This window comes from Rahnella victoriana, from assembly GCF_004330295.1.
In the GTDB taxonomy this organism is placed as follows: domain Bacteria; phylum Pseudomonadota; class Gammaproteobacteria; order Enterobacterales; family Enterobacteriaceae; genus Rahnella; species Rahnella victoriana.
In genome coordinates this window covers 85,394-111,889 of record NZ_SJOJ01000003.1, presented here as the reverse complement: position 1 = coordinate 111,889, position 26,496 = coordinate 85,394, and the positions used below count along the sequence as shown (strand labels likewise).

The 26,496-nt window shown below is 54.4% G+C and carries 22 protein-coding genes; 15 read left to right on the top strand and 7 right to left on the bottom strand.

Going from position 1 to position 26,496, the window contains the following annotated elements:
• Positions 1–36: 36 nt before the first annotated feature.
• Positions 37–1,824, top strand: a complete 1,788-nt coding sequence (locus EYY67_RS03745) for a methyl-accepting chemotaxis protein (RefSeq protein ID WP_119822698.1) — start codon at positions 37–39, stop codon at positions 1,822–1,824.
• Positions 1,825–1,875: 51 nt separating this feature from the next.
• Here EYY67_RS03745 and EYY67_RS03740 read toward each other — a convergent pair whose 3' ends face one another.
• The 3 genes from EYY67_RS03740 to EYY67_RS03730 form a co-directional block, all read right to left on the bottom strand.
• A complete protein-coding gene (locus EYY67_RS03740) occupies positions 1,876–2,718 on the bottom strand; it encodes an ABC transporter permease (RefSeq protein ID WP_131692870.1) in 843 nt (280 codons plus the stop codon).
• 23 nt (positions 2,719–2,741) lie between these two features.
• Positions 2,742–3,581, bottom strand: a complete 840-nt coding sequence (locus EYY67_RS03735) for an ATP-binding cassette domain-containing protein (RefSeq protein ID WP_131692869.1) — start codon at positions 3,579–3,581, stop codon at positions 2,742–2,744.
• A gap of 101 nt (positions 3,582–3,682) precedes the next feature.
• Entirely contained in the window at positions 3,683–4,627 is a 945-nt protein-coding gene (locus EYY67_RS03730) for a LysR substrate-binding domain-containing protein (protein ID WP_095923086.1), read from the bottom strand.
• A 105-nt stretch (positions 4,628–4,732) separates the two neighbouring features.
• On the opposite strand from EYY67_RS03730, the gene betC reads away from it, so the two are divergent.
• Together betC and choX are read left to right on the top strand one after the other, a co-directional pair.
• Entirely contained in the window at positions 4,733–6,274 is a 1,542-nt protein-coding gene (gene betC / locus EYY67_RS03725) for a choline-sulfatase (protein WP_131692868.1), read from the top strand.
• Between the two features lie 2 nt (positions 6,275–6,276).
• Positions 6,277–7,227 (top strand): choline ABC transporter substrate-binding protein, encoded by a 951-nt coding sequence (gene choX, locus EYY67_RS03720; protein WP_242675564.1) that lies wholly within the window; start codon positions 6,277–6,279, stop codon positions 7,225–7,227.
• Positions 7,228–7,284: 57 nt separating this feature from the next.
• Here choX and EYY67_RS03715 read toward each other — a convergent pair whose 3' ends face one another.
• Positions 7,285–8,442 carry a M20 aminoacylase family protein gene (locus EYY67_RS03715; protein ID WP_131692867.1) on the bottom strand — a complete coding sequence of 386 codons (1,158 nt, stop codon included), beginning with the start codon at positions 8,440–8,442 and terminating at the stop codon, positions 7,285–7,287.
• A gap of 493 nt (positions 8,443–8,935) precedes the next feature.
• On the opposite strand from EYY67_RS03715, the gene EYY67_RS03710 reads away from it, so the two are divergent.
• Entirely contained in the window at positions 8,936–10,534 is a 1,599-nt protein-coding gene (locus EYY67_RS03710) for a methyl-accepting chemotaxis protein (protein ID WP_119822704.1), read from the top strand.
• A 3-nt stretch (positions 10,535–10,537) separates the two neighbouring features.
• Here EYY67_RS03710 and EYY67_RS03705 read toward each other — a convergent pair whose 3' ends face one another.
• Entirely contained in the window at positions 10,538–11,572 is a 1,035-nt protein-coding gene (locus tag EYY67_RS03705; protein ID WP_242675563.1) for a GlxA family transcriptional regulator, read from the bottom strand.
• 495 nt (positions 11,573–12,067) lie between these two features.
• On the opposite strand from EYY67_RS03705, the gene EYY67_RS03700 reads away from it, so the two are divergent.
• The 11 genes from EYY67_RS03700 (at position 12,068) to EYY67_RS03650 (ending at position 24,555) form a co-directional block, all read left to right on the top strand.
• Positions 12,068–12,613: a fimbrial protein gene (locus EYY67_RS03700; protein WP_095923090.1), complete on the top strand. Its 546-nt coding sequence runs from the start codon at positions 12,068–12,070 to the stop codon at positions 12,611–12,613.
• A gap of 112 nt (positions 12,614–12,725) precedes the next feature.
• Positions 12,726–13,472, top strand: a complete 747-nt coding sequence (locus EYY67_RS03695; protein ID WP_095923091.1) for a fimbria/pilus periplasmic chaperone — start codon at positions 12,726–12,728, stop codon at positions 13,470–13,472.
• Positions 13,450–16,035 (top strand): fimbrial outer membrane usher protein, encoded by a 2,586-nt coding sequence (locus tag EYY67_RS03690; protein WP_131692866.1) that lies wholly within the window; start codon positions 13,450–13,452, stop codon positions 16,033–16,035. Before EYY67_RS03695 ends, EYY67_RS03690 begins: the two co-directional genes overlap by 23 nt.
• An 8-nt stretch (positions 16,036–16,043) precedes the next feature.
• Entirely contained in the window at positions 16,044–17,387 is a 1,344-nt protein-coding gene (gene stbD, locus EYY67_RS03685) for a fimbrial usher protein StbD (protein ID WP_162928552.1), read from the top strand.
• Positions 17,353–18,090: a fimbria/pilus periplasmic chaperone gene (locus tag EYY67_RS03680; protein ID WP_232769419.1), complete on the top strand. Its 738-nt coding sequence runs from the start codon at positions 17,353–17,355 to the stop codon at positions 18,088–18,090. The genes stbD and EYY67_RS03680 overlap by 35 nt, the downstream gene beginning before the upstream one ends.
• Before the next feature lie 233 nt (positions 18,091–18,323).
• The gene (locus EYY67_RS03675) at positions 18,324–18,740 is read left to right on the top strand and encodes a helix-turn-helix transcriptional regulator (RefSeq protein ID WP_165497938.1); all 417 of its coding nucleotides are present in this window, start codon (positions 18,324–18,326) and stop codon (positions 18,738–18,740) included.
• Positions 18,741–18,762: 22 nt separating this feature from the next.
• Positions 18,763–20,085, top strand: a complete 1,323-nt coding sequence (locus EYY67_RS03670) for a TolC family outer membrane protein (protein ID WP_119822707.1) — start codon at positions 18,763–18,765, stop codon at positions 20,083–20,085.
• Entirely contained in the window at positions 20,082–21,341 is a 1,260-nt protein-coding gene (locus EYY67_RS03665) for an HlyD family secretion protein (RefSeq protein ID WP_095923096.1), read from the top strand. Before EYY67_RS03670 ends, EYY67_RS03665 begins: the two co-directional genes overlap by 4 nt.
• 25 nt (positions 21,342–21,366) lie before the next feature.
• On the top strand, positions 21,367–23,529 hold the full coding sequence (locus tag EYY67_RS03660) for a peptidase domain-containing ABC transporter (RefSeq protein WP_131692864.1): 2,163 nt from the start codon (positions 21,367–21,369) through the stop codon (positions 23,527–23,529).
• A gap of 54 nt (positions 23,530–23,583) precedes the next feature.
• Entirely contained in the window at positions 23,584–24,024 is a 441-nt protein-coding gene (locus EYY67_RS03655; protein ID WP_095923098.1) for a DcrB-related protein, read from the top strand.
• A 201-nt stretch (positions 24,025–24,225) separates the two neighbouring features.
• Positions 24,226–24,555 (top strand): colicin V synthesis protein, encoded by a 330-nt coding sequence (locus EYY67_RS03650; RefSeq protein ID WP_095923099.1) that lies wholly within the window; start codon positions 24,226–24,228, stop codon positions 24,553–24,555.
• A gap of 45 nt (positions 24,556–24,600) precedes the next feature.
• Here EYY67_RS03650 and EYY67_RS03645 read toward each other — a convergent pair whose 3' ends face one another.
• A complete protein-coding gene (locus EYY67_RS03645) occupies positions 24,601–25,083 on the bottom strand; it encodes a hypothetical protein (RefSeq protein WP_095923100.1) in 483 nt (160 codons plus the stop codon).
• Position 25,084: 1 nt separating this feature from the next.
• The gene (locus EYY67_RS03640) at positions 25,085–25,966 is read right to left on the bottom strand and encodes a winged helix-turn-helix domain-containing protein (RefSeq protein ID WP_119822708.1); all 882 of its coding nucleotides are present in this window, start codon (positions 25,964–25,966) and stop codon (positions 25,085–25,087) included.
• Positions 25,967–26,496 lie beyond the last annotated feature (530 nt).

Genomic DNA, 26,496 nt, shown 5'->3' with positions numbered 1-26,496 from the left:
TACATTAGACTTAAGATTCCTTCCAGGGAAACGCCCATGTTAAAGACCATCCGTTCGCGCATTATCACAGCCTGTATCGCCATCGTGGCGTGCTCGCTGATCATCAATACGTTTCTTAGCTATACCGTTGCAAACAAATACAACAGTCAGGCGACAGACAATACGCTGAACGCCCTGACGTCCAGCCACACGCAAGGGATCAGCGATTGGGTTAATGCAAAAACAGGGATGATCGTTTCACTGCAACAGGTCGCGATGTCTGAAGATCCGATCCCGGTTCTCAAACAGATCGCCAGTGCAGGCGGCTTTACCAACGTGTATGTCGGTTACGCCAACCGCACTGCGAAGTTCTCTGATCCGACCGGTGTGCCTGCGGATTACGATCCGACTGGTCGCCCGTGGTACAAGCAGGCGGAAGCCGCCGGACACGCGGTGGCGACGCCGCCTTATATCGACGCAGGCACCGGTAAGCTGGTGGTCACTTTCGCGGTACCGGTGATGGATTCCGGCACGCTGAAAGCGATTGTGGCGGGCGATGTGTCGATGGACAGCGTCGTCAATAACGTCAATACCATTCACCCGACGCCGGGCAGTTTCGGCATGCTGGTGGATAAATCCGGCGTGATCATTGCGCATCCCGACGCCAGTCTGGCACTGAAGCCGTTTACTGCGCTGGCAGAAGGAGTGAATTTGCAGGATGTGTTTGCCGCCAACGCGCCGGTGGATATCCGTCTCAATGGCGCGGTGAAGCGCGTCCGCGCAATGCCGGTCGCGGGCACGGAGTGGTTCACGCTGGTGGCGCAGGATAAGAAAGAATCCACCGCCGGTATGCGTTCCCTGCTGACCTCATCGGTGATTACGCTGCTGGTGATCGTGCTGATTTCTGCCGCCATTATCGGGCTGATGATCAGTAAGTCCTTCCACCGCCTTTCTGTGGTGCGTGACACGCTCAATGCCATCAGTTCCGGCGAAGACGATCTGACACAGCGCCTGCCGACCGACGGTCACGATGAAGTGACGCAGATTGCGCACGCCTTCAACACTTTCGTCGATAAGCTCAGCAAGGTGATGTCGGAAATCCGCACCACCAGCGAATCGGTCAAAATCGCCGCTGACGAGATCGCGGCGGGGAATAACGATCTGTCAGGACGTACCGAGTCTGCGGCGGCCAGTCTGCAACAAACGGCGGCTTCCCTTGAGCAGATCACCGCGACCGTGTCTCAGTCGGCCAGTTCGGCCAAACAGGCCTCCGACACCGCGAAATCCGCGTCAGAGGCCGCCACGCGCGGTGACGAAGTGGTGACGAAAGTCATTACAACGATGGAAAGCATCGAAAGTGCCTCGTCGAAAATCGGCGATATTACCGGCGTCATCGACGGTATCGCTTTCCAGACCAATATTCTGGCGCTGAACGCCGCGGTGGAAGCCGCGCGCGCAGGCGAACAGGGACGCGGTTTTGCGGTGGTCGCCAGCGAAGTGCGCAGTCTGGCACAGCGCAGCGCCCAGGCGGCGAAAGAGATCAAAGTGCTGATCGAATCCACCGTCAGCAGTGTCGCTTCCGGTTCCGCGCAGGTGCGTCTGGCCAGCGACAGCATGAGCGAAATCGTCAGCAATGTGTCGAACGTCAGCAGCGTGATGCTGGAAATCACCCACGCCTCGGAAGAGCAGATGCTGAGTATTCACGAAATTAACCGTGCCATTACCCAGCTCGACGGCATGGTGCAGCAAAACGCCGCGATGGTTCAGCAATCCACCGGTGCCGCGTCGGCGTTACAGGAACAGGCCACCGGTCTGGCCGTCGCCGTGGGGCATTTCCGGGTCTGATTCCGCCGCAGTAATGATAAAAACAGCCGGACGGTGTTGGCGTCCGGCTGATCATTCCCTTCCCCGTTCTCCGGTTTTTGCCGCAAAACTTGCCGACAATCGGTCGAGCAGGATCGCCATCAGCACCACGACCACGCCGCTTTGTAATCCCAGCCCGATATCCAGTTGCTGAATGCTGCTGAGAATGTCATTGCCCAGCCCGCCTGCGCCGACCATTGAGGCGATGATCACCATCGACATCGCCATCATGATGGTCTGATTGATGCCTGCCATGATCGCCGGTTGCGCGGCGGGCAGTTGCACCTTCCACAGCAGTTGCCACGGCGTACAGCCAAAAGCCAGACCGGCTTCGATCCGCGCCACGCTGACCTGGCGGATCCCCAGATCGGTCAGACGCACCACCGGCGGCATGGAAAATAAAATGGTGGCGAAAATACCCGGCGGACGCCCGAGGCCAAACAGAATGGTCGCGGGGATCAGATAGACAAACGCAGGCATGGTCTGCATAAAATCCATCAGGGTGCGCACCACGCTGCCGACGCGGGCACGGCGGGCGCTCCAGATGCCCAGCGGAATGCCGATCAGCAGGCTGAAGAACGTTGACGACAAGGTCAGGGAAAGCGTGACCGACGCATGTTCGCTGTAGCCGCTGTAAATAATATAGAGCGTGGCAAGCAGGGCAAAAAGCGCAAAACCTTTGCCGATGCGCCACGCGCCAAGCACGACGGCGATGATCACCAGCCCCCACGGCGTCAGCCAGCCGGTCAGGGTTTCCAGACCGCCCGCAAACGCATCAATGCCTGCCGACAGACCATCAAAAAAACCGCCCGTGTGCGTCAGCAGCGTGTGGATGGCGCTGTCGATCTGGCGGCTGAAATCTAAGGGGTAGGCCATAACGTTCTCTGCTCAAAAAAGGATTATTCTGGCGGTTGCCAGACATCGGCATAAGATTCCGCCAGCTGCCAGCGCGAGGTGTCGACGCCGGAGAAAAAGTGACGGACATAAGGCGATGCGGGCGCATTAATGATGTTTTCCGGCGTGCCGACCTGCACCAGTATGCCTTCCTGCATAATCGCAATGCGCGTCCCGAGCCGCAGCGCCTCTTCCATATCGTGCGTGACAAACACCACCGTGCGTTGCTGTTCCCGCTGCAATGCCAGCAACAGCGACTGCATCTCACGCCGGATAATCGGATCGAGGGCCGAAAAGGCTTCATCCATCAGCAACAACGCCGGATTCACCACCAGCGCCCTGGCGAGGCCGACACGCTGCTGCATACCGCCGGAAAGCTGAGGCGGATATTGTGTCGCGACGTGCGACAGCCCGACACGTTCCAGCATGGTTGCCGCACGCTGATGACGCACTTCCCGGCTGATGCCTGAGACTTCCAGCCCGAACGCGACGTTATCAAGCACGGTGCGTTCATCAAACAGCGCGAACGACTGAAAAACCATGCCGGTCTGGCCGCGCCGCAGGGTGATCATCTCGCGGGCATTCAGGCTGCCGAGAGCCTGCCCCTGAAACAGCACCTCGCCGCCGGTGGGCTGAATGAGAAAATTCAGCGTGCGCAGCAGCGTCGATTTCCCGGATCCCGAAAGCCCGACGATGACAAAAATCTCACCGGCATAAATCTGTAAATTAATATCGCTTAAGGCATTGGTGGACGGTGTATTCTGCGCACGGGAAAATAATGACTTTCCGGACGACGCAGAATAATTCTTAACGACATTGCGTAACTCGATGATGGGTTGCGACATAATGGCTTCACACAGGTTTTAATTACCTTATTACGCTAACTCAAAATAATGAATATAAGTTACCTCTTTTGAAAAACGCGATAGAGATATTTCGCATTAGCTTATTCATATTTTAGCAATGCATCGTCTTGATGCGGCAAAGTATGATGAAAATTCCACGCCTCGTTTAATAACCAGCGGGTGACTTTTTCCTGCTGCGCGGAGGCTGGTTTTCCCCCTGCGGTGATCAGATAATAGCCCCGTTCGGTGCGCACCTGCGGGCCGCAAATAAACAGTTGCTTGCTCTCCAGCAGCGCCGAAATCAGCGGCCGCCAGCCGAGGGCAATCCCCTGCCCCTCCACCGCCGCCTGGATCACCAGCGAGTAGGCATTGAAGGTCCGCGAACCGGCGTGATGATGCATCGCCACGCCCTGCGAACGGAACCAGTCTTCCCAGGTCAGCCAGCGTTGCGGGCGGGTTTCCGGCAGCTTCAGCAGCGGGAAATTCAGCAGATCCTGCGGGTTATGGTTCTGTTTCAGCTTTCGTATAACCTGTTCATTACACACAGGAATCACATCCTCCGGAAACAGCTTTTGCGCATGCGTCCCCGGCCAGTTACCGTTACCAAAGTAGATCGCCAGATGGGCATTGTTATCGCGAAAATTGTAGTCATTCGGTGAGGTCGATACCTGCACTTCCACCCCAGGGATCAGCGCCTGAATGGCGTTCATCCGGGGCATCAGCCAGTAGCTGGCGAAGCCCATGTCGGTGTCTATTCGCAGCGTGCTGCGCTGATGGCGCGTGCGTTGAATTTGCTCGCTGATGTCCGTCAGGCTGGTGCGGACAATCTGGTAAAGCGCATTGCCGGATTCGGTCAGTTGCACCCCGCGATGACGCCGTTCAAACAGCGGTCCGTTAAGGACATTTTCCAGCATCTGAATACGCTGACTGACTGCCGGTTGTGAAAGTCCGAGTTCATTTCCTGCCGCCGTAAAATTACCGTGGCGCGCGGCGGCCTCAAATACCACTAACACCTGTAAAGGCGGTAACTCTAATTTCCCTGCCATAACGCCACCTTATGCCATGATAATTTAATCACCTCTTCACAGAATGAAAAAGGCGTGCGATAAAAATATCACAGTTCACAAATTAAATTTTATTTCAGGTTAATGATGCTTATAAATAAACCGAATATCGTTATTCTTATGGCGGATCAACTGACCGCGGGCGCATTACGCACTTACGGAAATAATGTCAGCCTGACGCCGAATATCAACAAACTGGCGGATGAGGGCGTGGTGTTTGAATCGGCCTATTGCAGCAGTCCGTTGTGCGCGCCGTCGCGGGCGTCTTTCATGACCGGCCAGTTGTTGTCGAAAAACGGCGTCTTTGATAATGCGGCAGAGTTTCGCGCCGATTCCCCGACCTTTTGCCATTACCTGCGTGAACAGGGTTACCGCACGTGGCTGTCGGGCAAAATGCATTTCTGCGGCCCGGACCAGTTACACGGGTTTGACGAGCGCCTGACCACCGATATTTATCCGGCAGATTTTGGCTGGACGCCGGACTGGCAGCATCCCGACCGCCGTCTGGACTGGTTCCATAATATGAGTTCGGTACTGGAAGCCGGTGAGTGTGTGCGCACTAACCAACTGGATTTCGATGATGAAGCGTTGTTTATGGCCCGCCAGCGGCTGTATAACGCCGCCCGTAAACCGGACGATCAACCGTTTCTGTTACTGCTTTCACTGACCCATCCGCACGATCCTTTTGCCATTCCGCGCCGCTATCTTGACCGTTTCAATGAGGAAGATATCGATCTGCCGGTCACCGGTGCCGCCGATATTGAAGACGATGCACACTCGCAGCGTCTGCGCGCCATGTATCAGCTGGAAGAGGGATTGCTGAGCGACGCGCAAATCCGCCGTGCGCGCCACGCCTATTACGGTTCGATTGCCTATGTCGATGACTGCTTTGGTGAGGTGATCCGCACGCTGGAAGACACCGGGCTGTCGGAAGACACCGTGGTATTTGTCATCGCCGACCACGGCGAAATGCTGGGCGAGCGCGGCCTGTGGTACAAAATGACCTTCTTTGAAGGCGCGGTGCGCGTGCCGCTGATCGTGCATAACCCGAAACGTTTTACGCCGCACCGCGTGGCTGAAAATGTCTCGCTGATGGATTTACTGCCGACGTTCACCGAACTGGCGGGCGGCGAAGCCCGTCTGCGCCAGCCGGTCGCGCCGCTTGACGGCCACAGTCTGGTGCCGCATCTCAACGGGCAATCGGGCAGCGATGAGGCCTGCGGCGAATATCTGGCGGAAGGCGCTATCGAGCCGATGGTGATGATCCGTCGCGGCCCGTGGAAATACATTCATTCGCTCACCGAAGCGCCGCATCTTTACCATCTCGGTCAGGATCCCTTTGAACTGAAAAATCTGGCCTCTGATGCGCAATTCCGGGGCACCGTGGCAGATTTTGCCGCTGAAGTCGCCAGCCGCTGGGATCTGGAACTGCTCAACCGGCAGGTGCGGGCCAGCCAGCTTAAAAGGTTGTATCTGACCGACATCGCCGGTCGTGATGCCATTCCGCAGTGGGATTTTCAGCCCCATCAGGCGGCCTCCCAACGTTACATTCGCAATCACCAGACGCTGGACGAACAGGAAGCCTTTGCCCGTTACCCGCGCCCTAATCCACACCCGACAGGGAAATAATAATGATGATGATAAAAAAACTGACCTCACTGATGTTGCTTGCCGGTAGCAGCCTGCTGCCTTTAAGCAGTTTTGCCGCCGACGATGCCCGCTGCGCAACAGTGAATCAGTCCGATCCGGGCTGGACAGATATCGCCGCCACCAACGCCCTTTCCGGCGTGGTGCTGAACGCGCTGGGTTATCAGCAAAAAGTGCAGAATCTCTCGGTGGCACTGGCGTTTCAGGGATTGAAAACCGGTCAGCTGGATGTGTTTTTAGGCAACTGGATGCCCGCACAGGCGCCGGTGATTGCCAAATTTGCCGATGATGGCGCGATCAAAGTGGTCGGAGCAAACTTACCCGCCGCTAAATTTACGCTGGCGGTGCCGGATTACGTGGCAGCGGCAGGCGTGAAGGATTTTGCCGATCTGGAAAAATATGCCGCGAAGTTTGACCATAAAATCTATGGCATTGCGCCGGGTGCGCCCGCCAATCAGAACATCAAAAAAATGCTGGATACCCATGATTTCGGCCTGAAAGACTGGAGTCTGGTCGAATCGAGCGAAAGCGGCATGCTGGCGCAGGTCACGCGGGCGGTGGATCGTCATCAATGGATTGTGTTTCTGGGCTGGGAGCCGCATGCGATGAACACGCGTTTTAAACTGACTTATCTCAGCGGCGGCGACAAATGGTTTGGCCCGGACTACGGCAGCGCGACGGTGAATACGGTGACCCGCAAAGATTTCGCCAGCCAGTGTCCGAACCTTAACCGCTTCTTCACGCAGCTTAAATTTGATGTGCCGCTGGAAAACGCCATCATCACCCGTGTGCTGGATGACAAGCAAACGCCGCAGGATGCCGCCCGCGCCGAACTGGCGAAACGGCCTGAACTGCTGACCGGCTGGCTGAAAGACGTCACCACCCGCGACGGGCAGCCCGCAGAAAGCGCGGTGAAAAAAGCGCTGGGACTCTGATCATAAAAAAGCCAGGCGCATCGATGCGTCTGGCTTTTCACTGCGACGCGCAACGCGTCAGGCTTTCAGTTCACGTTCCACCAGCGTGGTCAGCACACCGATGCCGAGCGGAATAATGTCGTCATTAAAGTCATAACGCGGGCTGTGCAGCGAGGCGGACGGCGTCGCGCCATCTGCGCCCAGCCAGAAATAGGCCCCCGGACAGGCTTCAAGTAAATAGGCAAAATCCTCGGCGGCCATCGACGGCGCATTGTTGAAATGCACCTTCTGAATGCCCGGCGTGTTTTCAGCTGCGTCCCGAACGATCTCCGCCTGCGCCGCATGGTTCTGCGTCACCGGATAACCGAATTCCCAGCGCACTTCGCCTTTCACACCGTAAGGCTGCGGCACCGCTTTGACGTATTCTTCAATCAGCCGCCAGCAGGTTTCACGGGTTTTAGTGCTCAGACAACGCAATGTGCCCGACATGTGCAGCGTTTCAGGGATGACGTTGATTGCTTCACCGGCCTGTAACTGGGTCAGGCTGATCACCGTTTGTTCCAGCGGCGACAACCGGCGGGAAATCAGGCTTTGCAATGACAGGATCAGCTGCGCACCGGCCACTACCGGATCCCCGCCCAGTTCCGGCATCGCCGCGTGACAGCCTTTGCCGGTCAGCGTGATATAGAAATTATCCTGTGAGGCCATCATTGGCCCCTGACTGACCGCCACGTCGCCGACCGGCAGCCCCGGCCAGTTATGCAGCGCATACACCGCCTGCATCGGAAAACGTTCAAACAGCCCTTCTTTCACCATCATCTCACCGCCGCCGAAGTTTTCCTCTGCGGGCTGGAAGATGAAATGCACGGTGCCGCGAAAATCGCGATGTTCGCTCAGGTGTTTCGCCGCGCCCAGCAGAATGGAGGTGTGGCCGTCATGCCCGCAGGCGTGCATCAGCCCGGGGTTTTGCGACTGGTGCGCAAAATCATTCAGTTCATGAATGGGCAGCGCATCGATATCCGCGCGCAGGCCGATTGACGGGCCGTCGCCGTTGCGTAATGTGGCGATCACGCCGGTTTCGGCGATACCTGTATGGACTTCAAGACCAAACGACAGCAACAGTTCACTGATGATTTTTGCGGTGCCATGCTCATTCAGGCCAAGTTCAGGTCGCCTGTGAAAGTCGCGACGCCACTGTTTCGCCTGCTCGATAATCTGTCCGGAAATGACCGCCATAAACCCTCTGTGCTGTTCTGAATTCAACACGGTGAGATGCTCCCACCGGCACGCTAATGCTTCAAAGTATCACATCCCGCCGTGAACCGATAAACGGGAAATCGGCTTCCCGGCCCAGCCGCGGTCCGCCGGGAAGGGGTCACCGCCGCATTTTAGGAATTTGCCCAGTATTTGCCGCACCCTTCAATATTGCTTGAATGAAAAACCCGCGCCGGCGCGGTGTTTTTTTCGCCATCAGCGCCTTCCGAAATCACTAAGTACGATTTATCCTGATTACGCATTAAAATTTAACTTAGGCCGGATTTTTCTATATCGCAATTAAAGAACCTTCTTTCTACATAAATATTACATTGATATTAATTCAACAATAAAATTAACCTTTATTATTTAACTGGCTCCTTGACGAAGGACGGTAAAATAAATACCGCTGGAAAGAAAAATAAATCCTCTGCATAGTTATTATTGCAACTCAGAGTGTTTTCAGAGGATTTACATGCGCGTAAACATGCCAGTGTCACAACGGGAATATCAGTTAGATCCCGGCACGACGTTAATGTCCACGACGGATATCAACAGCCGTATTATTTATGCCAATTCAGCGTTTATTAATGTCAGCGGGTTCTCTGAAGATGAACTGATCTTCAAACCGCATAATCTGGTGCGTCACCCCGACATGCCGGTGGAAGCCTTTGCCGACATGTGGTTTACCCTGCAACAGGGCGACAGCTGGACCGGCCTGGTGAAGAACCGTCGTAAAAACGGCGATCACTACTGGGTACGCGCGAACGTCACACCGGTTTATCACCGCGATAAACTGACCGGTTATATTTCCGTGCGCAATAAACCGGACGAACAGGAAATAAACGCCGCAGAAAACATATACAAAAAGGTGAAAAATAACACCGCCGGAAGCCGCAAGTTTTATAAAGGTCTGGTGGTGCGCACCGGTTTATTTTCAGGATTATCCGTATTACAAAAACTTCCCGTTAGCTGGCGTTTACGTTTGCCGCTATTTATCGCCGGCCTTTTCCCGCTCTTATTTTCTTTTTCGGGGATCAATGTCACGGAAAGCGTCATTGCCACGGTGCTGGTGTTACTGGCTGCCGATATCTTCCTGCAATCGCAAATCCGCCGTCCGATAAACATGATCCTGGCGCAGGCGCAGCAGGTGGTTTCCGGTAAGAAAGCCGATTCCATCCATCTGAACCGGGTGGATGAGATCGGCCTGCTGATGCGTTCGATTAATCAGTTTGGTCTGAACCTGCATTCGCTGGTGGAAGATGTCGGTACGCAGGTCGGCGGGATCGCGCACATCAGTGAGCTGATGGCGAAAAACAGCACCGCCCTCAGCGCCCGAACAGAAGAAACAGCGGCCAACCTTCAGCAGACCGCCGCCGCCATTGAAGAAATCACCGGTGCCGTGGAACAGAGCGCAGACACCGTGGTGCAGGCCAGCAAACTGGCGGACAGCGCCACCGCCGTGGCTCAGAAAGGCGGCAACATCATGCAGGAAACCATCGGCATGATGCAGTCGATTTCTCAGGCCAGTAATAAGGTGGTGGATATCATTTCAGTGATCGACGGCATCGCCTTCCAGACCAACATTCTGGCGCTGAATGCGGCGGTGGAAGCCGCGCGCGCAGGCACCGAAGGTCGCGGATTTGCGGTGGTGGCCGCCGAAGTCCGCGTGCTGGCGCAGCGTTCCGCCACGGCGGCCAAAGAGATCAAGGCGCTGATCGAAGCCAATATGCACAGCGTCGAAACCGGCGGGCATATGGTCGAAAATGCCGGGAAGCAGATCAGCGAAATTATCGCGGAAGTGGTGCAGATGTCGGGGTTGATCAGGGAGATCAGCCATGCGACCCGCGAACAGACCTCAGCGCTGACGCTGATCAACACCTCGCTGGCGCAGATTGAAACCATGACGCAGAACAACGCCGAGATGGTCGCGCAGTCGTCGGAATCCTCGGAAACCCTGAATTATCAGGCTACCCGCCTGAGAAGTGCCATTGATGTCTACGGCGGTCAGATGACCAAAATGGAAAGCCGGTCTTCGTTGCAGGCCGGGTTTGAGGAGATGGCGGCCCGCTGACGGTCAGATAATGTCTCTCTGCGCCGCGCGCCACTGGCCCGGCGTCACGGCGTATTCTTGCTGAAAGTGGCGGATAAAATGTGCGCAGTCACTGAAACCCATGCGCACGGCGATATCAGTAATACTCTGTGCCGTGTTGTTCAGCAGCCAGCAGGCATAACGCAGTCTGGCGCTGCGGATATATTCCCGCGGGCTTTTGCCGAATTCGGCGCTGAACAGCCGCGTCAGCTGACGCGCACTGAGCTGAACCTGATGCGCCAGCCAGGCGGTATTCAGGGGCCGCGCCAGATATTGTTCGATCAGTAAGACGACACGGCGCAAACGCGGATCGGCAATCAGCGCGATGTTCGCCGGACGGGACACCGCCACCGACATATCGCCATGCTGCGCGATCGCCAGCCGGTGGCGGGCATTCGCCGCCGTCTCCTCGCCGCCATATAAGCGGATCAGTTCCGTTGCCAGCGTAATGGTCGATACGCCGCCCGGACAGGTCAGCACATCCCCTTCATCAATAAAATCGAAACCTTCTTCGGCCAGCACTTGCGGAAAACGCTTTCTGAATTCGGCTATATGGAAAGGATGCACGGAGGCACGGCGTCCGTCCAGCAGGCCCGCTTTGGCCAGAATAAAACTGCCGGTGCCGATGCCAATCAGCGGCACGCCGGCACGGTGCGCGTCGGTGAGATAACGGCGGTCGGCACTATGTCCCTGCGGCAATGTTTTCAGGCTTCCGCCCAGCACGGCCAGATAATCCAGAGACTGCGGTTGCGCCGGCGGCAAATCCGGCGTCACGGCAATCCCGGCGCTGCTGGCAACCGGCGTATCCGCACGGACGCTGATCATGCTCAGCAGGCATTTCAGGGTCTGGCTTTTTCTGTCCACCTTGCAGGCGGCATAACGCAGCGCATCCATCAGGCCGGATAAGGCAATCAGCGGAAACTCCGGCCACAGCACTAAGCCGATATGTAATTTTCCCGTCCCCGCCCGGTTCATGACCCCTGCGGGTGGAAAAGGATGTTCAGAAGTCAGTTCTTTCATGGTTTTCCCCCTGTTCCCCTTCTCCACCGGAACAGCGGCATTCAGGAACCGACGAAAAATGTATGACACATCATGCGGTGAAAGATAAACCGTTCATTAATCAACCGGTCGCGGTGTCTGAAAAACGCTATTCATGCTGCTGTTTTGTTAATTAATCAGGGTTAATTTCTCAGCCGCGGTTCACACTCACAGCAATGTACGATAAAAAATCGTTAATAATCAGCACCTCATCTTTCTTAACTGTTGTGAAGTCACGTTTCATAATCCGTGAGATTTCTTCACTACAGCGTAACGCCCTCTCCCCCTAACATCTGCCGTGCAAAATGCATGTCTGGCATGACCAATCAGGAAGCCAATAAACAGTTTGCGTCTTTTTCTGATGCTTCATTCTCAGAAATGATTTTCTGATGCTTCATTCTCAGAAATGAAAGGAAATGCGGCGCGATATTCAGCGCCTCATTAATCAAGGGTTTTATTTTTATAGGGATTTTTACAATGAAAAAATTGGCGTTCGTATCTGCATCTGTACTGTCTGTTCTGTTCGCATCACAGGCATTCGCACTTTCAGATAACACGATTACTTTCCAGGGTGAAGTGACCGCGGAAACCTGTTCCGTGACCATCAACGGTAACAGCGCGAAGCCACTTGTTCTGCTGCCAAGCGTCAATACCAGTGCACTGGCCGCATCAGGCAGCACCGCAGGTCAGGCAACATTTGATATCGGTGTGACCGGTTGTACCGGCAGCGCCGACGCTGCGACCACGGTTTCCAGCGTCTTCGCCGGTAACAGTGTGAGCACAGCGGGTAACCTGAGCAACGTGGCGACCACTGACGCGGCCACCAACGTTGAAGTTCAGATCCTGGATACCAAATCTCAGCCAATCGACTTCACCTCAACCTTTACTGCTGATGGCGACCTGACACTGGCTGCCGGTGAAACTGCCTCTTCCGCCACTTACACCGCGCAATATTACGCGACCGGTGTGGCGACAGCGGGTGCGGTGGAATCCACCATGCAATATGCAGTGAGCTACAACTAATAAAAAAATAAGCAGGGATGTGCCTTTATTCTGAATAATCATTTGGATTAAATCCGGCCAGGGATTGGCTGACTTTATTTTATTTCAGGTGTCTTGCAGTAAATTATAACGGATGGCTATTATGTCTCGCTTACCTATGTCCCATTTATCATGGCGTAGCATTTTCTTATTTGTCTTTTCCTTTTTATTTTGTCAGTCAGTATTTGCCAGCGTGGTGATGACAGGATCACGCGTTATTTACCCTTCTGATGCAAAATCGGTTGACGTGCAGTTAAGAAATAACGATGACTTCCCGTATGTGATCCAGGCATGGTTTGACAGTGGTGATCAGGCATCCACGCCGGCCACCGGTAAAGCGCCGTTTGTGGTCACGCCGCCGACCTTCAGGATCGCGGCAAAAGACGGCCAGGTATTACGCATGTTCTTCACCGGCGGAAATTCATTACCGCAGGATCGCGAATCCATTTTCTATTTTAATTTCCTGCAGGTGCCACCGGGTAATATTGGCGGCGATAAAGGCAGTCAGATGGTGGTGTTATTAAAAAATCGTCTGAAACTGTTTTACCGCCCTGCCGCGCTGAAAACCAATAATAAAAAGCTGTTTGATTATTTAACGTTCAGCAATATCACTGCGACAAATATCCGCATTACCAACACCTCACCTTATTACATGTCGTTAAGCAAGGTGGCGGTCAGAGAAAATATCGCGAAAGAAAAAACGCCAATGATTGCGCCGTTTGCAACGGTTGATGTGGCGCTCACTGCAGGGAAGGCAGCAGGACGTGCCCAGGGAATAGAAATCGGTTTGATCAATGATTATGGGGCAATGGTGACACATGAGTATCCAATCCAAAAATAAGAAAGCGGGTTTTCGTCTGGCCGTCATCACGTGTGTCGTTAAGGCGTCATTATTCTCCTCTGTCGTACATGCCGAAGAATACCGTTTTGACAGCCATCTGCTGGCGGGTTCCGGTTTTGCCGAAGGGGTGGATCTGAATCAGTTCAACGAAAAGCAGGCGGTCATTCCTGAGGGTCAGCAGAGTCTCGATATCAGCCTGAACGGCGCAAAGATTCAGAGTCAGGTGCCGGTGATGTTCCGCAAGAAAAACGCGGCGGACAAAAGCGCGCAGCCCTGTATCGACGCCGCCATGGTGAAGCTGCTGCAACTCAAATCCGGCCTGCCGGAAACGCTGAAAGGCCAGTGCGTTTTTCTGCCGGATATCACCAAACAGGGAAACTGGAATATTAAGCAGTCCACGCTGACGCTCGATTTTCTGATCCCGCAGATTTTGCTCAACCGCCAGCCGCGCGATTACATCCCGATTTCAGAATGGGATGCCGGTACGCCGCTGATTTTTTTACGCCATAACACCAGTTTCACCCGCAATATCATGCGCGATTCTCACTACAACTATTTGTGGAGCATGATCAACGCAGGCGGCAACCTCGGCATGTGGCAGTTACGCCATCAGGCCAACCTGCGTTATATGGAAAGCAGTACCGGCGGCGATCACTATAAATGGAACGCCGTGCGGACCTGGGTACAGCGCCCGCTGCCGACGATTTCCAGCGAACTGATGGTCGGCGATACCTTCACCGACAGCTCGATGTTTGGTTCGATGTCCTTTAACGGTGTGAAGATCGCCACCGACCAGCGCATGTGGCCGCAGGGCCGTCGCGGTTATGCGCCGGAAGTACGCGGCGTCGCCACCACCAACGCCCGCGTGCTGATCAGTCAGGCGGGTAACGTTATTTATGAAACGCAGGTACCGCCCGGCCCGTTCCTGATCGACGATTTGTATAACACCCGCAGTCAGGGCGATCTGAAAGTGCAGATCATCGAAGCCGACGGTAAATCCTCCTTCTTCACCGTGCCTTACGCGGCGGTGCCGAACTCCATGCGTCCCGGCAATCTCAGCTATCAGTTCGCCGCCGGTAAAGTCAGGAATTATTACTCGGTACAAAACGCCTTTACCGAAGGGGTTTTGCAATACGGTCTGAGCAACAGCGTCACGTCCAATACCGGTGCGCGGTTCGCCAATGACTATCAGGCATTGCTGATGGGCGGCGTGTACGCCTCCGAACTCGGCGCGCTGTCGCTCAATACCACCTGGTCACATGCGCAGGTGGAAAACGGCATGACCAAAAGCGGCTGGCGCGCCGAGGCGTCGTACAGCAAAACCTTCGCCACCAACACCAATCTGGTGCTGGCGGCTTACCGGTATTCCACCTCGGGGTATCGTGATCTGGAAGATGTGCTGGGCGTGCGGCGTCAGGAAAACGGCGGCGCTGAATACTATTCAGATACGCTCAGGCAGCGGAACCGCTTCACCGCGACGGTCAGCCAGAACATGGGCGACTACGGCACGGTCGCGCTCAGCGGCAGCAGCACCGACTATTACAACAACCGTTCCCGCATCACCGAGATGCAGCTTTCCTACAACAATATGTGGAAGAAAGTCAGCTACAACATCAACGTCGGCAGACAGCGTTCGAGCTGGAGCACGGACAATGTGTACAGCGTGAACGATGCCGATTACGACTCAAGCCGTTATCAGAAATACACCGAAAACGTGGTGTCGGTGGGCATTTCCATTCCGCTCGACTGGCGGGATAACCGCTCAACGATTTCCTTCGATACCACCCGCGACAGAAACACCACGTCGGCGATGACCACCCTTTCCGGCTCCGCCGGGCAGGAGAGCGATTTCGCCTACTCGGTGTATTCCAGCTACGACAAATACCGTGATGTCGATCAGGGCAAGAGCCATGACATGCGCTGGGGCACCAACGTGCAGGAACGCACCCGCATGGGGACGGTCCGCGCTTCCTATGCCCGCAGCGATGATTATCACCAGCTCGGTCTGGGCACGGCAGGCACGCTGGCGATCCACGGCGGCGGCGTTACGTACGGCCCTTACGCCAGCGATACCTTTGCACTGGTCGAAGCCAAAGGCGCCAGCGGTGCGCGCATCAACAATGCCCAGGGCGCAAAAGTCGATGCCTTTGGTTACGCCATCGTGCCATCACTGGCCCCTTACCGTTACAACACCATCAGCATTGACGGCAACTCCATGAATCAGGACGTCGAACTGGAAGGCGGCAACGTGCGGGTAGTGCCGGTTCTGGGCGGCGTGCCGAAAGTGGCCTTCAAAACCCTGAGCGGCACCCCGACGCTGATTTTTGCCACGCTGGCAGACGGCACGCCGGTGCCGATGGGCGCTGAAGTCAAAGACAGTTCGGGCAACAGCATCGGCATGGCCGGTCAGAACGGGCAGATTTACGCCCGTCTGCCTGACGCTTCCGGCACGTTATTTGTCAGCTGGGGAAGCAGCAAAAACTGCCGCATCAATTACCAGTTGCCGTCGAAAAAAGCCGCTGACAACAGCTTCGTCCGTTTAAACGGCACCTGCATCGAGTGAGAATGAAAATGAAAGGCAAAATTTCTAAACTGACACCCTGGCTGATCGCGTCAGCCTTTATGGCCTGTTCCTCAGGGGCGCAGGCTGTCTGTTACAAAGTCACCGGCATTGGTACCACGACGTCAACCATTCCGCAGGCGGTGGCGGATTTAGGCTATACCGCCACAAGCTGGGGCGGCGTGCTGAACTCTGCGGCGGGAACCATCTCCTTCGGGACGATCATCATGGGCACCGGTGCGCAGTCTCTGGCCCCGGCCGGAACGGTGATCGCCAGCGCCGATCTGCCCTTCCTCGATAAAGCGTTAAAAGTCCCTTATGCCGCCAACCAGATTGTGTTCAAGTGCGCGCTGGCTGACGCCGACACGCTTTACGAAATGTATGCCCTGTTCGGCGGTAATGGCGCGTTTTACGGCGGTACCGCCACCACTGACGTCCCCGGCGCTTACCAGACACCTGCGCAGGGCATTGCTTACCGCATCACGAATATGAAAACCGGGCTGTATTACGGCAGTAACTGGCAGGAACGGAAGTTAACCAGCGACGAATACATTACCGTCGGCTCAAACATCTATATTCCGGCGTCGTCTTTCGACAGTGCGCTGTTTGAGCTGATTAAAACCGATGACGTTTACGGCACACCAACACGCAACGCGTTTTCGCAGATTATTTCACCTCAGGGATTCGTCGCCCTTAAAGGCAACGGGATGAACACCGATCTCACCACCGGTGCCCTGGCTAATTCGCCGTCGCCTTACAATACGTCAGCCGTCTGGAGTATGCGCGGCGGCTCGACCACCATTATTCGCGGTAACACCTGCACGCTGGGGGATTTCGACCAGGTGGTGAAATTACCCGCGATCAGCGCCGGTGATCTGCGTAACGGCGCGAGCAGCAGCAATACCTTTAATGTCGCCATTGACTGCGATGCGGGCGCGGTATCCGGCACCACCAGCAGCAGCACCAACGCCCCGGTGGCGATGGGCTTTCTGGTGACGCAGGCCACCGCCCTGTCACAGGCCAGCACCCTCGGATTACAAACCAGTTCAGGCGGTATCAGCTATCTGCTGGACGATAACTACGGGGCCAGCGGCGTCGCGTCGGGCGTCGGCATCCGTCTGTATTCTTCGGCGGGCACGGCGCTGAATCTGCTTTCAAGTGCCGCGACCACCGGCACTGGCAATGCCGCAGGCTGGTACGGATTTGCTGACCTGCTCAGTGAAACCGGCACCAATGCGGCAGGCGGCACCTCGTACGCGGGCGTGATTACCGCCTCGCTGGAACAACTTCCGGGATTAACCGCACAGGCAGGATCAGTGAATGCGCAAGCACAGATTATTGTCAGCCTTCAGTAACCTGCTGCTGGCCGGTGCGCTGATGTTCAGCACCGGCCCCGCCAGCGCGGTGGTCAACAGCACCCAAAGCCGTCTGGTGTTTAATGAAGACAGCATGGCGGAGTCGCTGACGGTGGTGAATTCGGTCAGCGCCCCGGCGCTGGTTCAGATGTGGACCGACGATAACGATCCGCTGAGTCCGCCGGATCGCATCAGCACGCCGCTGATCGTGGTGCCGCCGCTGTTTAAACTGGCTCCGGCGGAATCACGCAACCTGCGGGTGATGTTGCTTTCCCGCGAAGGGTTGCCGAAGGATCGTGAGCGCGTGTACTGGCTGAATATTTATCAGATCCCGCCGAATACGCAGCAGCAGAGCGCGCAGGAGAAGAAAGTCATCCTGCCGCTGCGCATCCGCTTAAAGGTGTTTGTCCGTCCCATCGGGCTGCCAGCCCCGGAGGAAAATATCGGCGAAAAACTGCGTTTTACGTTGAATAACGCGGATGCACAGAACCCGGTGCTGACCGCCAACAACCCGACACCGTATTACCTGACGATCGGCAATATCCGACTCGGGGAGCAAAGCCTGAAACCGGAGATGATCGCGCCATTTTCCTCCGTCACACTTCCGGCTTCGGGAGGCGGGAGCCGCCGCACACTGAACTGGACAGTCATTGATGATTACGGAAAACAAATGCCTTATCAAAGAGAGTTAAGCAGCCCGTGAAAAAAAACACGCTCACGACATTAAACATGACGTATTTTCACAAATATCATATGTCCTATGATTTGATTGCTTCATTTATTCAGCAGGAAATGAATATCAACCATCTTTATCTGCGTCATTTCTCTGATACGAAAATTCTGTTAAAGGCGGCGGAAGAAAACAGGGTTGATGTCATTATTATTAATTCCTCCTGCCTATTTGACGGATGTTTCAGTGAGGCAGAAATCAGAAAAGTGCTGGCGGCATTATGCGGGAATAAGCACATCACCACGGTATTCTTTGCCCAGAATATGAAAGCGGCCTTGTTGAAAAAGATGCTTGATGCGGGGGTGGATATCATGATCAGTTATCAGGATAGCCCGCAGGAACTGGTCACGGCACTGATGAGCGTCATGATGTCACCTTCGGCCGGGCCTTATATTACGCCGTCGGTGCGGGAACATTTACAGCAGGAATGCGATGACCTGACGCCGAAAGAATGGGAGGTCATTAATCTGATCCAGGAAGGTTATTCGCTGTCAGAAATTGCCTCTAAAAAATGTCGCGCCATGAGTACCGTTTCAACGCAGAAAAGAAATGCCATGAATAAATTACATCTCAAAAATGAAAGTGAGCTATTACGTTTCTTACATCAGAACACCTTTTTTTAATTATTCACACGTGCGGAATACCATGTTTATCAAATTGATTGCCCCGCTGGCGGCAGGATTATTGCTGTCCGCGCCGGTCTGCGCGTTATCGCTTCAGGCATCGCTGATGGCGGCCAATACCTATAACGCAGAAATGAATGCCGCCCGCAGCGTGCACGACGCCGACGGTCAGAAAAAATATCAGGGATTCGCCGGATTATTGCCGGTGGTTTCCCTCGACGGTTCCTGGAGCCAGACCGATCAGCCCGATGCGGCCTATTCAGCCGGGGTCACCCGCCACAATTACAGTTTCAATCTGACACAGCCGGTGTTCGATCTGTCGAAATATGCCACCTGGCGCAGAAGCGTGGTGATCGGCGATCTGGCCGATGTGAATCTGCTGATTGCCCAGCAGAAGCTGATCAGTGATGTGACGACGGCGTTTTACGGCGTGGTGTATCAGCGCAGCGTGCTGGAAACCAATCAGCGGATCCTTGCCGCTTTTAACGCCAAACTGAAACAGGCGCAGAAAGCGCTGGAACTGGGCGACGGCACGCGGCTCGATGAAGCGGAAGCACAGGCTAATTATGACAAAGCCGTGGCCGACGAACTGGCAGCAGAAAACGATCTCAACGATGCCAATGTGTCTTTCCGCCAGCTCACCGGACTGGATGCACAGGGCATTACCGACAGCAGCATGAGTTGCGTGCGCTTTCGCGATCCCCTTAACCCGGAGCAGATCAGACGCGATGCCGCCGCCAACAATCTGGACGTGCTGGCTGCCATACAAACCCAAAAAGGCAGCGAGGCTGACATCCTGACCGCCACTTCCGGCCATCTGCCGGTGGTCACCTTTCAGGCCGGTTACGGTAAAAACTGGAGCCGTGCGGAAGACGGCAACGTTCTCGACACGCTGTTCGGCACCACCTCCAAAACTGACAACACTCAGATCGCCGTGAATGTGTCGGTGCCGCTGTTTGCCGGGGGCAGCCAGATTTCACAAAGTCTGGAAGCCGCCCACCGCTTTGAACAGAGCAAGGATTTGCTGATCGATGCGCGGCGTAAAGCCGAACAGCAGGCAATCCAGGCGGCCTCCGGCGTGCGCAACAGTCAGTCGCGGATCACCGCCTATGAGCGGGCGATCGCCTCGGCGGATAAACGGCTGGCGGCCACCCGCTACGGGCGGGAGATCGGCCAGCGAACGCTGATCGACGAATTCAACGCCGAGAAAGACTATTTTCAGGCGGTTCAGGATCTGGCTCAGGCGCAGAACGCGCTGATCCAGTCGATCGTCAAACTCAAATCAGCCACCGGCTCGCTCGATTACGCCGCGATGAACCTCTTTAACTGTGGTTTTAACTCATGAATAACGACTTATTTCGTCAGGAATCGCTGGATGCGAAAAAGACCAAAGTGCTGGGTTCCGTGGCACTGTACTGCCCGCCATTTCGCTGGCTGGTGATCGCCCTGGTGTGTTTGCTGGTGGCGGTTCTGATCGCTTTTTGCATTTTTGGCAGCTACACCAAACGGGAAACGGCCAAAGGCGTGCTGGTGCCGGAAAGCGGCATGATGACCATCACCGCCATGAGCGCCGGAACGGTGATCGCCCTGCCCGCCCGCGAAGGCGAGAGCCTGCAAAAAGGCAGCCAGATTGCCACCGTCTCTTCGGAGATTTCCACCCGCTACGGTCAGACACGGGAAGCCATCGCCAGCCAGCTGGAACTTCAGCAGCAGGGCTTAAATAACCAGTTGAACAATCTGGAACAACTCAATACCGAAACCCTGACCTCGTTGCAGGAAAAAGTCAGTTTGCTCGGCCAGCAATCGGTGGAACTGGACACCATTTACCGCCAGCGCACCCAGCAGATTGAGTTGTCGAAAACTCAGCTCAATAAGATCACCGCCATGCGCACCGAAGGCTATGCCTCAAACACGCAGGTGGAGCAGCAACAGAATGATGTGCTGGATGCCAGCGTGCGTTTGCAGGATGTCGCGCGCCAGCGGATTGATGTCCGTCAGCAACTGGCGCAGGCGCGGCAGCAATTGCGCGAGCAGCCGATCACCTATTACCAGCAGAAGAACGATCTGCAACAGAAACTCTCCGACATCACGCAATCAATGATGGAAAACGAATCCCGCCGCTCCATAGACCTGCGTGCACCGGAAAAAGGCATGGTCAGCGCCGTGCTGGTCAGGCAGGGGCAGATTGTCACTGCCGGTCAGACGCTGGCAATGATGCTGCCGGACAACGCCCATTTGCAGGCGCGGATCATGCTCAGCAGCCGGGCGATTGGCTTTATCCGGCCGGGGCAGCGCGTGGTGCTGCGCTATCAGTCCTTCCCGTGGCAGAAGTTCGGCCAGCAGTACGGCACGGTGCTGGAGATTTCAAAATCGGCGCTGTCGCCGCAGGAGGTCTCCACCATTACCGGCGACAGTCAGGTTCAGGAATCGATGTATCAGGTGAAAGTCACGCTGGATAAGCAGACGGTTCAGGCCTACGGCAAACCGATCAGCCTTCGCGCCGGCAGCGGGCTGGAAGCGGACTTTATCGTCGATAAACGCCGCATCTACGAATGGGTCCTCGAGCCGCTGAACGCGCTGGGCAAAATGACGTCCTTGTAATTTTCATTTTTTAATCAGGTTTATCATGGATTTATTTCACAAACTGAATTTTTCGTTTCGCCATAAGCTGCCGGTACTGCGCCAGACACAGGCCGCCGAATGCGGCCTGACCTGCGTCGGCATGATTGCCGGATTTTACGGGCATCACATTGATATGGTGTCGCTGCGTCAGCGTTTTCCCAGTTCGCTGAAAGGCAGTACGCTGGCGAATGTGATGTCTTTCGCGCAAAACTTAGGCATGGGCTGTCGCGCGGTGCGTCTCGAACTGGATGAACTGGACAAGCTAAGCCTGCCCTGCGTGCTGCACTGGGACATGAACCATTTCGTGGTGCTCAAGGGTTTCGCGAAAAACAAAATCATCATTCATGACCCGGCGCGGGGCGTGCGCAAAGTGCCGATGGATGAAGTCTCGACCTCATTCACCGGCGTGGCGCTGGAACTGTATCCGGCGGCGACCTTTGAGAAAAAGGACGAGAAGAAATCCATCTCGATGTTCAACCTGATCCGCAACGTCTCCGGGATCGGATCGGCCTTTACGCAGGTGGCGCTGCTGTCACTGGCGCTGGAATTTTTCGGCATCATTACGCCGTTTTATATGCAGTGGGTGATCGATCAGGTGCTGGTGTCGGCGGATCGCGATTTGCTGACCTTGCTTGGCGTGGCATTTATCTGCATCACGTTGTTCCAGAATCTGATCTCGGCGCTGCGCAGCTGGGTAACGACCTGGTTTTCCAGCATGCTCAGCGTGCAGTGGTCGTCCAATTTGTGCGCGCATCTGCTGGGGCTGCCGCTGAATTACTTCGAAGAACGCCACGTCGGAGACATTCTGTCGCGGTTCGGATCCATCGCCAATATTCAGAGCACGCTGACCGGCCGCTTTATCTCCTCCATTTTTGATGGCGTGATGGCGATCGTCACACTGGGTGTCATTTTCACCTATAACGCCAGCCTGACATTCGTGGTGATCGGCCTGTTCCTGTTGTACGCGCTGATCCGCTGGATCTCGTTTGAGCCTTTCCGCCAGGCCAATGAAGATCAGTTGCTGGCTTCCGCCGTGGTGCAGTCGCAGTTGCTGGAATCCATTCGTGGCGTACAGGCGATCAAACTCAATAACAAACAGGATCTGCGCGTTTCCACCTATACCAACGAAACGGTGGAATCCACCAACAAAGGCATCACCACCCAGAAACTCTCGATTGGCTTCAGTACATTGCAGGGCACCATTTCCGGTGTCGGTAAGGTGGTGCTGATCTGGCTGGCGGCTGCGCAGGTGCTGGACGGCAATTTTACCAGCGGGATGCTGGTGGCGTTTATCTCGTTCTCGGATCAGTTTATCTCGCGCTCCGCCGGGCTGATTAACGCGCTGATTGAATTCAAAATGTTGCGCTTACACGGCGAGCGTTTGTCGGACATCGTACTGAGCGAAAAAGAACAGAACATGGAAAGCAATGTCGCGCTGGCTGAGGATAAAGGCCCGGTGCGTCTCGACATCAGCGCGCTCTCCTTCCGCTATTCCGCCACAGATGCCGACATCTTCTGCGGTTTTAACCTGAGCATTAACGCCGGTGAATCGGTCGCCATTATCGGCCCTTCCGGACAGGGGAAAACCACGCTGGCCAAACTGCTGCTCGGCCTGCTGAAACCGGATGCCGGCAGCATCTGCATCGACGGCGTCGATCACACCAAACTGGGCATGACGCACTACCGCGATCTGATCGGCAGCGTGATGCAAAACGACATCCTGTTTGCCGGGTCGATCATGGACAACATCAGTTTCTTTGACGCCAGTCTGGACAAAGTGCAGGTTGAAAAAGCGGCCCGTGTCGCGCAAATCCATGGCGACATTATGGCCATGCCGATGGGCTACAACAGCATGGTCGGCGACATGGGATCGTCACTGTCCGGCGGACAGGTGCAACGGGTGATCCTCGCCCGTGCGCTGTACCGCCAGCCACGGGTGCTGATCCTCGACGAAGCCACCAGCCATCTGGATGTGGCGCGGGAAAGCGCCATCAATGACGCCATTAAGCACATGAACATCACCCGCATCATGATTGCACACCGTCCGGAAACCATTCTGAGTGCTGACCGCATCATTCAGATCAGCCGCGACGGCATTACCGAGCTGTCAAAAGCCGATTTCATCACCTTGATCACTGCCTCACCGTCAGTACCTGAGGCGATCTGACCCCCGGTCAGTCATCGCCGGTGACTGACCTGTCCTAAACGCAAAGGAGCCATTATGGATAACCGCTTAGTTTGCCTCGAAGGCATGCTTTATTTCGATGAAGAAGTCCGGACACAGACCATTAATATTGTCTCATTCCGCACCGGGCAACAAATTACTGTCAACCGGGATCGCCTGTTACCGGGGCGTACCTTCGCTGAACATATCTCGCAGCAAATCAGTAATGCGGAGAAAATTTTTAATCAGTTTAATTTCGTGAAAATGGATGAAATGAATGAAGGCAATCTTTTTGCGGATACCATACAGGTGATTTATACCTTTTTATCCGGGCCGGGCGCGGGTAAACGGGTGTGGCAGGTCACCTATGCCTGTTTATTCTCTAAAGATGAACTGATTAACTTCACGTCCATTTATCCGGATGAAGCCTCTATGCAAAATGAAATAAGCCGGTTGCAGCATTGCGCCCGCCATTTCATATTAAATCACAACCTGTAATTAAGACACTGGCAGACAAGGCTTTAACGAAATACTTAAATCACTTCCACGGAAAACTGAAAAATAGAAGTTATTCTATTTCTTTTAACCGGTGATAAATGCAAAATTCTCTTATCGGGAATTAGTGAGAAGCACATTAATTTCTGGTAACTCACTCAATATTGTTTCAGACAATGACGTTTTACTTAAAGGAATAAAGCAATGCGCGATTTAAACATGATGGAAATTGATGCTGTATCCGGTGCGGGCTTCTGGGATGCCATCACCAGCGCAGTTCTGGGTGCAACGGCAGCAGGTTCTGCGGGCGCCATCATCGGTGGCATGCACGGCGGTGACGGCGGCGGCATCCTGGGTATCGGTTCTATCGGCCAGCTGGTCGGTATGGTGGGCGGCGGTCTGATCGGCGTGGTCGCCGGTGCTGTCGGCGGCGCAGTGATTGGCTGGAATGACCCGGATACCATCACTTCTATGGTTACTCAGTTTGTTAATAACGTGAGCAACGGGACTTTCCAGAACACAGCGACTGCTTAAGTGTTCTGATTTAGAAAAGGTGCAGACTATTCTGCACCTTTTTTATTATCTCGTTTCTGAGATGTTGTTACATATATAGGTTGGAATGGAATCCAGCATAAAGAGATAGTTGTCATTACGCTGTTTAAGAATACGCATATAGATCTCTTTTCCCGCAAAGACGAAAAAATCCGGTTCATACTGACTCAGGACCTCGTCATCGAGGTTATCATCGGGAAACTTAATATTTTTCACCGACACCATATAGTTCAGGTCGCCCTTGCGGTGGAGAGTAAAGGAGATCTTACGGTTAAATATCCTCCCGGGATCCTCCTCTGAATAGCCGTTCATATTGATCACCCCGCTGTTGCCACGCACCATATAGTTAAGCGACACATTATAACTTTCATTATTGTAATGCTGAGACAAACTGGCGACACAGGTAAAATCATTGTCATGCTGCCGTGTATACCAGGAATACGCCAGTACGGCGCTTTCGGCCAAAATAACTCCGCACAAAATAACCCCCCACCATTTTTTTGTCCGCATACTATTTGTCCTTGAAAAAATAATCTGAAATACAGGTATTGGGTTCAGTCATCGGTTTATCGCAACGGATGATCGAGATGCGCGGCAGCATGGAATAATGCGTGACGTACACCCACGGATATCCGCTGCAACTGCTTTTGAATTTTTCGCTCAGAGACACCGCGCTCGCTTTATCATCACGGGTGGCGTTTTTGTCGGCGACGAAGATATGGCAGCCGCTGGCCGATGCCAGGAAGCGATAATCCGCGAAATACTGACTTTCCTGATCCGGGATGAGACTGAAGGCAGCCCCCAGTCCCAGAATCAGAGCCGCTGCCGCACCGGCGACCCACGGAATAAAACGGACAGACCGTCCGGTAACCAGCATCGCCTCAGGCGTATTGGGTCCGGGAGCTTCCGGCGTCGGCACCGCGGGCATGACATCGGCAAAAGAGGTGTGATGACCGGCATCGGGTGGCGGATGTGACGCCTCTTCATGCGCCAGGGAATTCTCGTCCATAAAATGCGCATGTTCATGGCTGACTTCTACCAGTTTCTCACTGGTGAGTTTTTTGATTTGCGTGCCGCTGGCCAGCGTCAGGCCGATTCGCGGAATGGTCACCACCGGATCTTCCGGCAGGCCAATCTTCTTTAACCCTTTTCTGAGAATCGAAATGTTCTGATAGAACGTATTAGGAGAAACCAGCATGCCGCTCTTCTCCCAGACAATTTCCATGAACTCTTGCTGAGTGACAATGGTGCCGATTCGCTGGATTAACAATAAAAGGCAACGTCCTGCGGGCGAGTTTAACACCACCACCTTGCCAGGCTCGTCAAGGTTGCGCAATGTGCTGGCCGCCGGATGAAACTCAATGACTTCGTTAATAATGTAATGATTATGCATACGCGTCAGTCGAAAACTCCATAGATAAAACACAGACGGTTTAACGCCTTATCCCTTTATGTCTCAATAAAAATAAACCGTTATCAGATTTCTCAACCTGAATTGGTAATGTGAAGGATAAGTGAAACTTTGTATATATTCGGGATTGGCGAAATATCTCATTTTTTATTAACTCCCTTTCCGCCCCTTCACCTTTGTGATCTTTTATGAATTTCACCGAAACATCCCTCTTATCCTTATTAAGCACCCTCCTTTCATCGCCCACCCTTGACATTTACAAAAGCTGAAATAAGACCGCATTGAACACAGCGGACAGGGATGTCCGTGGTGTTATGTCAGAGAAAAAACCTCACGGAAATATTCGCGAATTATTACAGGGAATTAACGCCAGATATCCCTTTCACCGGCCTGTTTTAGTCATCATAAATAACGGCGTAAATGCACAAAAAATGTCAGTATCTCTTTGTTTAGCATGACAAATATACAAACAACACTTACAAAACATTAATTAAACCCACGGTTCCCCTAAG